Genomic DNA, 12662 nt, shown 5'->3' with positions numbered 1-12662 from the left:
GGCTGCTATGCAGCCCTTTCGCGACGCAAGGCCGCTCCTACAAATAAGGCCGTGCGGGAAATCAGTTTATCTGTGCAACCAGCTGAGGAAGCCACCTTTCTTGATCAAGGTCGGCTTCTGCAGCAACAAAGACTCCCGGCTCTGCCGTCGGAACCGTTGCAATTTGGTCAACGCCGTCTGCACCTCGCCGCGCTGTACCAGGCAGCTACGCACCTGCTCCTTTTCGATGCGATACAGCACGCAGCTGGTCAGGGTACGGAATTCGGCAAACGAGTCATCCTCATCGATGATGCCCTCGATCCCCAGCACTTCCCCCGGCCCCATGCGCCCGGCTTCCAGCAACTTGTCGCCATCGCGTATCGCCGCCGAAACCACCCCGCTACCGATCACCAGCAAATGATCGGAATGCTCGCCAACGCCCAGAATCACTTGGTCTGCCAGGTACTCGACGGCAGTCATGCGCTGGCTCAAGGCATCGCGCTCCTCGTCAGTCAGCGAACGGAACACCCGTACCTCGTCCAGCACTTCACGCTGACGGCTGCGCGGCGGCATGGCCAGGTCAACGTTCCACATCACGCCACTGGCCTCCAGGTGCCGATGTGCAAGGTCAAACAGCTGGTTGCGCGCCTCGGTCTTGCCGCCCATGTCGGCGACAAAGCCGCTGGCTTCGTATTCCACCGACTCCAGGGTGGAGACCTTCACCGTCACCTTCGGCTTGGGTGAGGCAAGAATGGCGCTGGTGCCCTGCAACGCCTTTTCCAGCGCATCGAACACCCGTTTAGGCCGCACTTTGGCCGGCACCACCACACTGACCGACACCCCATGCACATCGGCCGGGCGGCTGTGGTTGAGCAACTTGGCCTTGGCCGCCACCGAGTTGGGGATCACCGCCAGGCTGCCTGAGCCGGTGAGCAGGCGCGTTGCTCGCCAGTCGATGTCCAGCACCTTGCCTTCGGTACCGTCGATGGAGATCGAGTCGCCGATCTGGTAGGGCCGCGTGGTATTCAACACGATGCCACTGAACACGTCGGCCAAGGTGCTTTGCAGCGCCAGGCCGATGACGATGGCCATGACCCCCGAGGTGGCCAACAGGCCCTTCACCGGCAGCTGCATCACATAGCCCGCAGCGGCCACCACGGCCGCGAGGAAGATCAACGCCCCCAGCACATCCTGCAGCAACCGCCCGCCATGGCTGCCGCGCGCCACCAGCAGCAGGCCGAACACCACCGTCACCGTACGCGCGCCAAACAGCCACCAGCCGATCGCCAGTACCGTGGCCATCAGGTTGCGCGACACATCGTCGACCCAGGGCGGCGGCTGCAGCGGGCTCATGCCGGCGGCCACCAGTACCCAGCTGAACAGCACGAACGTCAACAACCGCGTGCCGATGCGCCAGGCCCGGCGCTGTGGGGGGATCAGTTGCCAGAGCACGAGGTCGAGCAGGATCAGGATTGTGCCGAGCAACAACGGGGACGACTGGATGAACGCCAGCATGGATGTCTCGGGGGGGTGAGGAGAGTTGTGCGTAGTAATAGAGCAGGTTGAGGTGGCAGGCAATGGGGCGATCTCGATTCGAAGTGCCAGGCCGTTGACCGATCTCGACAACGGCTTGCCTTGTTCTCGATATTTTTCACTCCCGATTTATACAGGTTACAGGATGAAGCCATTTACAATCAGCCAAGTGAAGCCAACTATATTAAACCAAGCGGCGATGACCATCCTTGTTCTCAGGCCTTTGGGGAACTCTAGATAGTCCTGAGCATCTAGTGATCCTCGGCGAATTCTGGCGTTAGGGAACATGAGTTCGCTCGATATCGCGGAGACGATGAGAACTCTGGATTTTAAGCCTTGCTGTCCACATAGGCCTTTCGCAAAGGGTAGACAATCACTCCTTTGAAGTGCTGAAGTCATTACTTTGAAGTCCCGGCTGCAAGCAATATAGAGGTCTAATGAAAGCCCGATCAAGCCGAGACAGAATGGAGATGCCAGTAAAAAGAGCCTAACGTTGACGTCGAGTGTGTCAGTCATCGTGGAAAGTCTCGAAGATCAGGTCCGCAAGTTCCTCGCCATACTTCATCCCTTTAGTGCTGCCGTAGTAAGCTCCAGCTCCGGTCATGGCTATGCCGCATATGAATACGCCTTTAGGATGTCCGACTCTCCAGCAAACTTTTAAAGCAGCTCTAATTCCCGCCTGGCCTCCAGCCCAGCCCCCGGCTAAACCGCCGGAAAAATTCCCTGCCTCTGTGACTTTGACTTTTTCGCAGGCCCTGGCATCGCCCGCTCGGCATACATCGGAAATTTTCACTATCGAGCCAACACCTCCAATAGCAACGCCTATATGTCCCCCTGCCTTCAAATACTTGGAAATGCTTGCCAATTTATCCAGGTGTGTTGAATATCCGGGGATCTGGCCAGGTATCCCTGCTTTGCTCCAATGATGAACCAGACTTTTTGATGAGATGCCCAAGTCCCGACGCAGTCTTTCATAGTTGCCAAGGTTCAGGCGCTTATTCAGAACAGTCGCTTTCAGGGTCGTATCTAATTGCTTGAGGAGTTTCATACGTTCAGCGAAAAACTCACGACTGCGCAGGTGCCCGTGCTTGGCAAATTGTTGCTGATGCAATTCTTCGATCTTTCGCAAGATGTGGTTTATGTCACTCAACGACTTTGCCATCATCGCTTCGCTCACTCCGACTGAGAGGCTCACTTCACTGAGCCATCCTGCAATTTCAGCCTGATGCCGCACCATGAAATCCGCCTCTTCCGGCGTCAGGCTTGCCAACGCCTCCCGCGCCTGTTTCGCCGCGCTCATCGCATGCAGCTCTTCGCGCGTACAGACCGGTCGGCTGAGGCCGTCGCCAATGATGAATAGTTCGCCCGCTTTGAAACCCTGTTGATAGGTAGGATTCAGGCGCTCCAGGAGGGAGCGCGGCAGATTGGCCTGCGGAGCGCCGAGTTCAACCAGGACTTCCTGGTAGGTCATGCAGCGCGGGACGATGAAGAAACCTGGCTCTAAGGTATCCACCGGGGAGCTTGCAACATTTCGTCTGAAGCGAGTAGGCAGTGAATCCGCTTCATGTGGTGTTGGGCTTGCTTCAGCAGACCTGGCCACGGATGTTGGCTTGGACGGGGAGGAATCCCCCAAGGGCGCGATTACCCGGCATCCATCCGGACAACCACAGGCTACTCGAGCTCCATCCATTGCGGCCAGCCGGCCAGCAACCACGAACCCTGGCATCCCTTCCACGATGGTGCCGCTCTTGTCGCAGGCCGGACAAGGGGTAGTCACGTCGCCTTCGCGCAGTACCCGGCGACCACCAACGCGGAAGCTGCCGATGCTGGCAAGGCAGGTAGCGCCCGTCGTGGTGCGATCACCCTCCAGTGCTTGGCCTCTGCCATTCATCTTGATGCGACTCATATCCAGGTCCTAGGCAAACCTGGAAGCTAGCACCCCGCAATAGGCCTAGAGGTCACTTGAAGATGCTTTGGGAAACGTCCTACGCAAACTAGAGAAAACTCTCCGCCTTCGGCTCTCGGGAAGTCCTTCGAGAGCTTACCCGTCTTCAATGTGCCGGCAAATCCACGGCTAGATCATCGTTCTCAAAATAGAACGCTATAGCCAAAAATCACTATCTACCGCTCCAAAGGTGATGGTTTTAATCTTCTCCCATCAACGCGAAACACCCAACTTACTGAACATCAAAACCCTTAGGAGCACGACCATGACCAACTTCAAATACAACCGCCTGAACAAAGACGACGCAGCCGTTCTGCTGGTCGACCACCAGGCTGGCCTGCTGTCCCTGGTCCGTGACATCGAGCCGGATGCGTTCAAGAACAACGTGCTGGCCCTGGCTGACCTGGCCAAGTTCTTCAACCTGCCGACCATCCTCACCACCAGCTTCGAACAAGGCCCTAACGGCCCGCTGGTACCAGAACTCAAAGCACTGTTCCCGGACGCCCCATACATCGCCCGCCCTGGCCAGATCAACGCCTGGGACAACGAAGACTTCGTCAAGGCAGTGAAGGCCACCGGCAAGAAGCAGCTGATCATCGCCGGTGTAGTGACCGAGGTGTGTGTGGCGTTCCCGGCGCTGTCGGCACTGGAAGAAGAGTTCGAGGTGTTCGTGGTGACCGATGCCTCCGGCACCTTCAATGCCATGACCCGCGACGCCGCCCACGACCGCATGAGCCAGGCTGGCGCACAACTGATGACCTGGTTCGGCGTGGCATGTGAGCTGCACCGCGACTGGCGCAACGACGTCGAAGGCCTGGCGGCGCTGTGCTCCAACCACATTCCGGATTACCGCAACCTGATGACCAGTTACAACGCCTTCAACGCCGGCAAGTAAGCCGACCGCCCCGGGCACCGACAGCGGTGCCCGCGCAGGGCAGCACACCCATCCAATCCTGCGCCCGTCCGTTGTTGCACAGTGGATGCGGGCAAGCTCATCCCAAGGAACGCCGATGAACACCGCACTCCAAGACAACCGCAACGTGGTGACCCTGGTCATCCAGCACAAGGTCCGCGCCCAGGCGCTGGCCAGCTACGAGGCTTGGCTCAAGCGTACGGTCAGCACCGCACGGCGGCAGCCGGGGCACCTGGATGTCAATGTGATCCGCCCGGACGACGGCGGGCTGCACTTCACCACCGTGGTGCGCTTCGCAGATGCCAGCCTGCTGCAGGCCTGGGTCAACTCCAGCGAGCGCCAGACGCTGGTCAACGAAGTACTGCCGCTGCTCGAAGGCGGCGACCACACCCAGGTGCACGAAGACCCGGAGTTCTGGTTCACACCGCCCAGCACTACCTCCGCGCAACCACCGCGCTGGAAGCAGGCGCTACTGACCTACCTGGTGATCTGCCCGATGACCATGATCATCCCGCAACTGCTGGCGCCGTTTTTCGCACGCTTCCCACAACTGGGCGGGGTGATCACCGGCAACCTGATCGTCAACCTGTTCGTCATCCTGCCCGTGGTGTTTTTCATCATGCCGTGGGTAACCCGTCGCTGCGCCAACTGGCTGCGCAGCTGATCAATTTTTGACCTCGACCCTTTCAAGGAGATACCGACATGACTACGCTCGTTACCCGCGATGGCACTTCGATCTATTACAAGGACTGGGGCACCGGCAAGCCCGTGTTGTTCAGCCATGGCTGGCCGTTGGATGCCGACATGTGGGACTCGCAGATGGAGTACCTGGCTAGCCGCGGCTACCGCGCCATTGCCTTCGACCGTCGTGGTTTCGGCCGTTCGAGCCAGCCGTGGAACGGTTATGACTACGACACGTTCGCTGACGACATCGCCCAGCTGATCGAGCACCTCGACCTGCGCGACGTGACCCTGGTGGGCTTCTCCATGGGTGGCGGCGATGTCAGCCGCTACATTGCCCGCCACGGCAGCGAACGCGTTGCCGGCTTGGTGCTGCTGGGCGCGGTGACGCCGGTGTTCGGCAGGCGTGACGACAACCCGGACGGTGTCGATACCTCGGTATTTGACGGCATCAAGGCTGGACTGCGGGCGGATCGGGCGCAGTTCATCGCCGATTTCGCCACGCCGTTCTATGGGCTGAACCATGGGCAGCAGGTGTCTCAGGGTGTGCAGACGCAGACCCTGAACATTGCCCTGATGGCTTCGATCAAGGGCACGCTGGATTGTGTGAGTGCGTTCTCCGAAACCGACTTCCGCCCGGACATGGCCAAGATCGATGTGCCGACCTTGGTGATCCACGGTGACGACGATCAGATCGTACCGTTCGAGACCACCGGAAAGCGGGCTGCGGAGTTGATTCGCGGGGCTGAGCTGAAGGCGTACAGCGGGGCGCCGCACGGATTTGCAGTGACCCATGCGCAGCAGCTCAATGAAGACCTGTTGGCGTTCCTGAGCCGCTGAATAAGCGGGGGCCGCGTTGCGGCCCATCGCCGGCCCCGGCAGCACAAAATGTGAACAGGGCTAACCTTCATCAACCCACCGCACACCCCTGCAATCCCTGGCCAGGCTTGAACCGGCATGCTCCGCAGTTGCCCCAGCCACCGCCGCACCCAGACGGAGAAGAAGATGTCCCAGGACCCCAACGACAAGACCCGTCGCCAGTTCCTCGCCACCAGTACCGTGCTCGGTGCCGCCGGCGCGCTCTGGTCCGCATTGCCCTTCACCGGCGCCGCCGGCTCCGCCCACGCATCCATCCAAGGAGGTTCCATGACCGCCGACCTGATCCTGTTCAACGGCAAGTTGCATACAGTGGACCGTGAAAAGCCCACAGCCACCGCCGTAGCCATCAAGGATGGCCGCTTCATTGCCGTGGGCAACGACGCCGAGGCCATGGCCCACAAGGGTGCTGCCACGCAGATCATCGACCTGAAGCAGCGCACGGTTATCCCGGGCCTGAACGACTCGCACCTGCACCTGATCCGCGGCGGCCTGAACTACAACCTTGAACTGCGCTGGGAAGGTGTGCCGTCGGTGGCAGATGCCCTGCGCATGCTCAAGGACCAGGCGGCGCGTACGCCAACCCCGCAATGGGCGCGCGTGGTCGGTGGCTGGAACGAATTCCAGTTCGCCGAAAAACGCATGCCCACCCTGGAAGAAATCAACCAGGCTGCGCCCGATACCCCGGTGTTCCTGCTGCACCTGTACGACCGCGCACTGCTCAACCGCGCCGCGCTCAAGGCCGTGGGCTACAGCAAGGACACGCCAAACCCGCCGGGCGGTGAAATTCAGCGCGACAAGTTCGGCAACCCGACCGGCATGCTCATCGCCCGCCCCAACGCGATGATCCTTTACGCAACCTTGGCCAAAGGGCCGAAGCTGCCGCTGGAATACCAGGTCAACTCGACCCGCCAGTTCATGCGTGAGCTCAACCGCCTGGGCCTGACCAGCGCCATTGACGCAGGTGGCGGCTACCAGAACTTCCCTGACGACTACTCGGTGATTCAGGAGCTGGCCGACAATAACCAGCTGACCGTGCGCATCGCCTACAACCTGTTCACCCAAAAGCCCAAGGAAGAGCTGGACGACTTCAGGAAGTGGACCTCCAGCGTCAAGCTGCACAGCGGCACCGACTTCCTGCGCCATAACGGCGCCGGTGAGATGCTGGTGTTCTCCGCAGCCGACTTCGAGGACTTCCTCGAACCGCGGCCGGACCTGCCGCAAACCATGGAAGAAGAGCTGGAACCGGTGGTGCGCCACCTGGTCGAGCAGCGCTGGCCGTTCCGCCTGCACGCTACGTACAACGAATCGATCACGCGCATGCTCGACGTGTTCGAGAAGGTCAACCGCGACATCCCTTTCAACGGGCTGCCATGGTTCTTCGACCACGCCGAGACCATTACCCCGCAGAACATCGAGCGCGTGCGTGCGTTGGGCGGTGGTATTGCCATCCAGGACCGTATGGCCTTCCAGGGTGAGTACTTCGTCGATCGCTATGGTGCGAAGGCCGCCGAGCAGACCCCGCCGATCAAGCGCATGCTCGAAATGGGTGTGCCTGTGGGCGCCGGTACCGACGCCACCCGGGTCTCCAGCTACAACCCGTGGACTTCGCTGTACTGGTTGGTCAGCGGCAAGACCGTAGGCGGTATGGAGCTGTACCCGGAAGGGCTGAGCCGCGACACCGCACTGCAACTGTTCACCCAGGGCAGCGCCTGGTTCTCCAGTGAGCAGGGCAAGAAAGGCCAGATCAAGGTTGGCCAGCTGGCGGACCTGGCGGCCCTGTCGCTGGACTTCTTCAGCGTTGATGAAGAGGCGATCAAGGGCATCGAGTCGGTACTGACTATCGTTGACGGCAAGGTGGTGTACGGCGCTGGCGAATTCGACAGGCTTGGCCCGCCACAGGTGCCGGTGCTGCCGGAGTGGTCGCCGGTGGCCAAGGTGCCTGGGCACTGGCGCGTGGGTACGCCATCACTGGCTGCAACGGTGCACCAGTGCAGCGGGCCTTGCGGGGTGCATGCGCACAGCCATGAAAAGGCGCGGCATTCGAGTGTGCCGGTGAATGACTTCCAGGGCTTCTGGGGAGCCTTGGGGTGTTCGTGCTTTGCGTTTTGAGCTGATGTAAGAAAGGGCGCTCTGCGGTAATGCCAGTCAGTTAGTTATCAGGGCTGCTACGCAGCCCATCGCCGGCAAGCCGACTCCCACAGGGCCTGTAGGAGCTGGCTTGCCGGCGATGAGCCGCAAAGCGGCCTCCAATCGCTTACCTGACGGGTATCAACGCTGTCTGTTCTTGGCGATCTCGATATCGTCCATCAGCGCTTTGGCCAACAGGCTCAGATAGTCGGCTGCTGCCAGCAGCTTGTGGTCATCCTCCATGTCGCCTTCACGCACCAGGTGCTTGATGTAGCTGAGCAGCACGGACACCTGTTCGTAGGCATCGTCTATGGGAATGCCGGGCTGCACACGCAGCAGATCAACCGGCGGGTTACCCACATCGAGGAAGGTCGCCACGCCAACGGTGGTCAGGACCTTGGGTTCGTCTGCCATGGCTTCACTCCTCGGTCCGTTGGCCAAACAGCCGAGCGTGCACGTGCTCGACCAGCGAATGGGCGATCTCGCTGGCATGCATGGCATTGCTCAGCATGTTCAGGCCAGGTTCGCCTGCGCGGGCGCGGCAGTGTTCGTCGATGGTTTCGATGACGCCGCGCAACAGCTCGCTGGCATGGGCCAGGGCGTCGGGCGGGTACATGTCGGACTGGACGGTGAAGAATGGGGTAGTGACGGGTTTACGGCTGGGTGGATCGGGTACGATCTTCTTCATGGCTTGTAACCTTTGTTCGGCTTATGGAAACCGCCACCTGAATCTTTCTCACGGATTGTGGGTGGCAGCCGTACGCAGGGTGAGAAACCGAGGAACAAAGGCAAAACTCGGCCAGGCGTAAGCCTGCCCGCGCACGGCCGCCATAACGACGATGCCTTGTATCAGTCGGGTTCTCACACCCGGTCACCGAAGTGACCCGAAAACGTTATCCCTGAGGCATTTCCCCGACAACAGCGATACTTCAGCAGCGCTCGTAGGATAATTCCCAAGCAGGTCGATGCTGAAGCATTTGATTTCAGGTTCAGAAATGTCTTACGGCTATTGGTCCTTGCACGATTGTCTTAGGCAGCCGCAATCCCCAGAATTGCCCGCCACACACTGTTCTCCCACAGGACCTGTAGGAGCTGGCTTGCCGGCGATGGGCCGCAAAGCGGCCCGCAATCGCTTACCTGACGGGTATCAACGCTGTCTGTTCTTGGCGATCTCGATATCGTCCATCAGCGCTTTGGCCAACAGGCTCAGATAGTCGGCTGCCGCCAGCAGTGTTCGTCGATGGTTTCGATGACGCCGCGCAACAGCTCGCTGGCATGGGCCAGGGCGTCGGGCGGGTACATGTCGGACTGGACGGTGAAGAATGGGGTAGTGACGGGTTTACGGCTGTGTGGGTCAGGTACGATCTTTTTCATGATGTAATTCCTATTTTTTCAAAATGGGAACTACCACTTGAATCTTTCTCACAGATTGTGGGTGGCAGCCGTACGCAGGGTGAGAAAACCGAGGAAAAAACGGCAAAAACCCGGCCGAGCCGAAGCCCGCCCACGTACGGCAACCATTACGGTGCTGCTGTTTTATCGGTCGGGTTTCTCACACCCGGTCGCCTGAGCGACCCGAAAACGTTATCCCTGAGGCATTTCCCCGACAACAGCGATACTTCAGCAGCGCTCGTAGGATAATTCCCAAGCAGGTCGATGCTGAAGCATTTGCTTTCAAGTTCAGAAATGTCTTACGGCTAGAGACCCTATCGCTGCTACTGGTCTAGGCCATGTCGCTGAACGCGAATTCCTCCGCCAAGTGATCGATCAGCGACCGCACCGACGGCAGCAACCCACGCCGCGAAGGGAAGATGGCGTGCACGATGCCGCAGCGAGGGTGCCACTGCGGCAACAGCTCCACCAAACGGCCTTCGGCCAGGTCTTCGCGCACCGCCACCCGTGGCAGGTGCGCGATACCAACTCCGGCCACCACGAAATGGCGCAGGGCAAACAGGTCATCGGTGACCATGCGCGGTGTGTGCGGGATCACGATGCTGCGGCTCATGTCCTCGCCCTGGAACAGCTCCCACTGGTACTCGCGCTGGGCGCTCCCCCAATGCACGCTGGGCAGCGTGCCGAGCAACTGCGGGTCGAAGCCCTTGGGCAAGTGCTCCAGATACTGCGGGTGCCCCACCAGGCACTGAGTGCTGTTGCTCAGTACTTTCATCACCATGTCGGTGTTTTCCAGCGGCGGGAAGCGCACGCGCAGCGCTACGTCGAAGCCTTCGTGCAGCAGGTCGACGCGGCGGTTGGTGCTCTCGATGAACAGCTCTACCTGCGGATACTTGAGCATGTAGCGGGTGAGCATTGGCCCGACCCAGGAGTTGAGCAGGGTAGTCGGGCAGCTGATGCGCACCAGCCCGCGCGGTTCGCTGCGGTTGCGCTCGATGATTTCTGCCGCGCCCTCGGCCTCTACGCGCATGGCCAGGCAACGGTTGTAGTAGGCCTGGCCGATCTCGGTGAGCGAACAGTGCCGGCTGGTGCGGTGCAGCAGGCGCACGCCCAGGCGGTCCTCAAGGTCGGCGATGCGGCGGCTGAGTTTCGACTTGGGCATGTCCAGCGCCCGTCCGGCCGGTGCGAAGCCGCCGTGCTCGACCACTTGGGTGAAGTAGTAGAGGGAGTTGAGGTCTTCCAATGATCGTTCTCCAGGTGGAACGCTAGGGGCAATTTTCGCAGTCTATCGCTTTTGCCGGAGCGCCAAATCAGTTGCCCTTGAGAACAGGCTGGCCAATCCGGAAACTTGCCTGACGCTCAATCCGCATCCGAATCAAACAACCGCTCCAACTCAACCCGCGCTTCCTTGGCCGTCTGCATCACCTTGGCCCGGTCATCACGCACCTGCCCCTGCGCCTCCAGCACTTCTTCGTCATGCTGGGCAAACCGATCGATGCGGTCCGCCGCCTGTTCACTGCTCAGCCCTAACCCGACCAGCGCCCGGCGGGTCATTTCCAGGCTCGAATAGAACGTCTCGCGAATCGGCTCTGCGCCCACGTCCACCAGCTTGTGCACATGCTGGCGGTTACGCGCGCGGGCCAGCACTTTAAGGTGAGGGTACAGGCGCTTGACCCGTTCTGCCGTGCGTGTAGTCACTTCCGGGTCGTCGATGGTGATGACGAAATACTCCGCCTCGCCGACCTTGGCTGCATGCAGCACCTCGGGGCGCTGCGGGTCGCCGTAGAACACCGGGGCCTGTTCGAGCATGCGGGTCATCTCGATGGCGTCCACCGAGGTTTCCAGGGCGACGAAGGGGATTTTCTGCGCCCGCAGGATCCGCGAGACGATCTGCCCCATGCGGCCCATGCCGACAATCACCACGCGTGGGGCACCGGCATCGATGGCCTTGTATTGCTCGGGTACTTCGCGGGCAGGTTGCGTGCGCTTGAGGGCGCGGGCGCAGCCGAGCATCAGCAGCGGGGTGATGGCCATCGACAGGGTGATGGTCATCAGCAGCAGGTCGTAGGTCTGGGTGTCGAACAGGCCCTGGTCCTTTCCCAGCTTGAACACCACGAAGGCGAACTCACCACCGGTGGCCAGTACCATCCCCAGGCGCAGTGCGCTGGCGCTGTGCAGGCCACCGGCCAGACGGCCGATGCCGATCAGCAGTACCAGTTTGACCGTCACCAACAACAGTGTCAGGCCCAGCAGCACCAGCGGCATTTCCAGCAGCAGGCTCAGGTTTGCGCCCATGCCGACACTCATGAAAAACAGCCCCAGCAGCAGGCCTTTGAACGGTTCGATCTGCGATTCCAGCTCATGCCGGTATTCCGAGTCGGCCAGCAGCAGGCCCGCGAGGAAGGCGCCCAGGGCCATGGAAATGCCTGCTTCCTCCATCAGCCAGGCGGTGCCGATCACTACCAGCAGCGCGGTGGCGGTGGACACTTCCGGTATGCCGGTGCGGGCCACGATGCGGAACACCGGGCGCAGCAGGTAGCGCCCGCCGATGATCACCACAGCGATGCTGGCGAAGACGTTCAGGCCATTTTGCAGGCTGTCACCGTGGCTGGTGTCCTGGCCGCTGGCGGCCAGCAGTGGCACCAGGGCAATCAGCGGGATCGCGGCGATGTCCTGGAACAGCAAGATGGCAAATGCCAGGCGGCCATGCGGGGCGTTGAGCTGCTTGCTCTCGGCCAGGCTCTGCAGGCCCAATGCGGTGGACGACAGGGCCAGGCCAAGGCCTACCACGATGGCGGCAGAGAGTGACTGGCCGAAGCCGAACAGGGCGATGGCGCCGATGAGTGCGCCGGTCAGCAGCACCTGTGCAGTACCGACGCCGAACACTGACTTACGCATCAGCCACAGGCGCTTGGGCGACAGTTCCAGGCCGATGATGAACAGCAGCAGGACCACGCCCAGCTCGGAAATGTGCGCCACGCTTTCGGTGTCGCGGATCAGGCCCAGGGCCTGTGGGCCGATGGCCACGCCAGCCAGCAGGTAGCCGATAACGGCGCCCAGTTGCAGGCGTTTGGCCAAGGGTACGGCGAGGACGGCGGCGAGCAGGAAGATCACCGCGGTTTGCAGAAGGCTGCCTTCGTGTGGCATTGGCTCGAACTCCATGAGCTGCCGGGGCAGCGTTAGAACAGTGTGGCGGGCAATTCTGAGGATTGC

Annotated in this window: 11 protein-coding genes; 4 read left to right on the top strand and 7 right to left on the bottom strand. The window is 60.9% G+C overall.

Annotated elements, in window-relative coordinates:
- Positions 1 to 66: 66 nt before the first annotated feature.
- Together IWW33_RS10355 and IWW33_RS10350 are read right to left on the bottom strand one after the other, a co-directional pair.
- On the bottom strand, positions 67 to 1494 hold the full coding sequence (locus IWW33_RS10355; RefSeq protein ID WP_174141065.1) for a mechanosensitive ion channel family protein: 1428 nt from the start codon (positions 1492 to 1494) through the stop codon (positions 67 to 69).
- A gap of 526 nt (positions 1495 to 2020) precedes the next feature.
- Entirely contained in the window at positions 2021 to 3418 is a 1398-nt protein-coding gene (locus tag IWW33_RS10350; RefSeq protein ID WP_174141064.1) for a PAAR domain-containing protein, read from the bottom strand.
- Positions 3419 to 3722: 304 nt separating this feature from the next.
- Here IWW33_RS10350 and ycaC point away from each other — a divergent pair, with 304 nt between their 5' ends.
- The 4 genes from ycaC to IWW33_RS10330 all read left to right on the top strand — a co-directional run bounded on the left by ycaC (position 3723) and on the right by IWW33_RS10330 (position 8039).
- Positions 3723 to 4352, top strand: coding sequence for an isochorismate family cysteine hydrolase YcaC (ycaC, locus tag IWW33_RS10345; protein WP_012312166.1), 630 nt, complete (start codon positions 3723 to 3725; stop codon positions 4350 to 4352).
- 115 nt (positions 4353 to 4467) lie between these two features.
- A complete protein-coding gene (locus tag IWW33_RS10340) occupies positions 4468 to 5034 on the top strand; it encodes an antibiotic biosynthesis monooxygenase (protein ID WP_012312167.1) in 567 nt (188 codons plus the stop codon).
- Between the two features lie 38 nt (positions 5035 to 5072).
- Positions 5073 to 5891, top strand: coding sequence for an alpha/beta hydrolase (locus IWW33_RS10335; protein ID WP_174141063.1), 819 nt, complete (start codon positions 5073 to 5075; stop codon positions 5889 to 5891).
- A gap of 306 nt (positions 5892 to 6197) precedes the next feature.
- Positions 6198 to 8039, top strand: a complete 1842-nt coding sequence (locus tag IWW33_RS10330; protein ID WP_174141116.1) for an amidohydrolase — start codon at positions 6198 to 6200, stop codon at positions 8037 to 8039.
- A gap of 159 nt (positions 8040 to 8198) precedes the next feature.
- Here the strand turns inward: IWW33_RS10330 and IWW33_RS10325 are convergent, their stop codons facing one another.
- The 5 genes from IWW33_RS10325 to IWW33_RS10305 form a co-directional block, all read right to left on the bottom strand.
- The gene (locus IWW33_RS10325) at positions 8199 to 8471 is read right to left on the bottom strand and encodes a DUF3077 domain-containing protein (protein WP_119688056.1); all 273 of its coding nucleotides are present in this window, start codon (positions 8469 to 8471) and stop codon (positions 8199 to 8201) included.
- A gap of 4 nt (positions 8472 to 8475) precedes the next feature.
- On the bottom strand, positions 8476 to 8745 hold the full coding sequence (locus IWW33_RS10320) for a hypothetical protein (RefSeq protein WP_039604233.1): 270 nt from the start codon (positions 8743 to 8745) through the stop codon (positions 8476 to 8478).
- A 518-nt stretch (positions 8746 to 9263) separates the two neighbouring features.
- Positions 9264 to 9431, bottom strand: a complete 168-nt coding sequence (locus IWW33_RS10315) for a hypothetical protein (protein WP_174140959.1) — start codon at positions 9429 to 9431, stop codon at positions 9264 to 9266.
- 349 nt (positions 9432 to 9780) lie between these two features.
- Positions 9781 to 10692 (bottom strand): LysR substrate-binding domain-containing protein, encoded by a 912-nt coding sequence (locus IWW33_RS10310; protein WP_115273303.1) that lies wholly within the window; start codon positions 10690 to 10692, stop codon positions 9781 to 9783.
- Positions 10693 to 10808: 116 nt separating this feature from the next.
- The gene (locus IWW33_RS10305) at positions 10809 to 12596 is read right to left on the bottom strand and encodes a monovalent cation:proton antiporter-2 (CPA2) family protein (protein WP_174141062.1); all 1788 of its coding nucleotides are present in this window, start codon (positions 12594 to 12596) and stop codon (positions 10809 to 10811) included.
- Positions 12597 to 12662 lie beyond the last annotated feature (66 nt).

This window comes from Pseudomonas sp. M2, assembly GCF_015751845.1.
In the GTDB taxonomy this organism is placed as follows: domain Bacteria; phylum Pseudomonadota; class Gammaproteobacteria; order Pseudomonadales; family Pseudomonadaceae; genus Aquipseudomonas; species Aquipseudomonas putida_E.
This window is presented reverse-complemented; position numbering and strand designations above follow the sequence as displayed.

Bases quoted from the DNA above. Each gene is read 5' to 3' on its own strand.
- IWW33_RS10355 (WP_174141065.1), bottom strand. From the start codon at position 1,494: ATGCTGGCGTTCATCCAGTCGTCCCCGTTGTTGCTCGGCACAATCCTG.
- IWW33_RS10350 (WP_174141064.1), bottom strand. From the start codon at position 3,418: ATGAGTCGCATCAAGATGAATGGCAGAGGCCAAGCACTGGAGGGTGAT.
- ycaC (WP_012312166.1), top strand. From the start codon at position 3,723: ATGACCAACTTCAAATACAACCGCCTGAACAAAGACGACGCAGCCGTT.
- IWW33_RS10340 (WP_012312167.1), top strand. From the start codon at position 4,468: ATGAACACCGCACTCCAAGACAACCGCAACGTGGTGACCCTGGTCATC.
- IWW33_RS10335 (WP_174141063.1), top strand. From the start codon at position 5,073: ATGACTACGCTCGTTACCCGCGATGGCACTTCGATCTATTACAAGGAC.
- IWW33_RS10330 (WP_174141116.1), top strand. From the start codon at position 6,198: ATGACCGCCGACCTGATCCTGTTCAACGGCAAGTTGCATACAGTGGAC.
- IWW33_RS10325 (WP_119688056.1), bottom strand. From the start codon at position 8,471: ATGGCAGACGAACCCAAGGTCCTGACCACCGTTGGCGTGGCGACCTTC.
- IWW33_RS10320 (WP_039604233.1), bottom strand. From the start codon at position 8,745: ATGAAGAAGATCGTACCCGATCCACCCAGCCGTAAACCCGTCACTACC.
- IWW33_RS10315 (WP_174140959.1), bottom strand. From the start codon at position 9,431: ATGAAAAAGATCGTACCTGACCCACACAGCCGTAAACCCGTCACTACC.
- IWW33_RS10305 (WP_174141062.1), bottom strand. From the start codon at position 12,596: ATGCCACACGAAGGCAGCCTTCTGCAAACCGCGGTGATCTTCCTGCTC.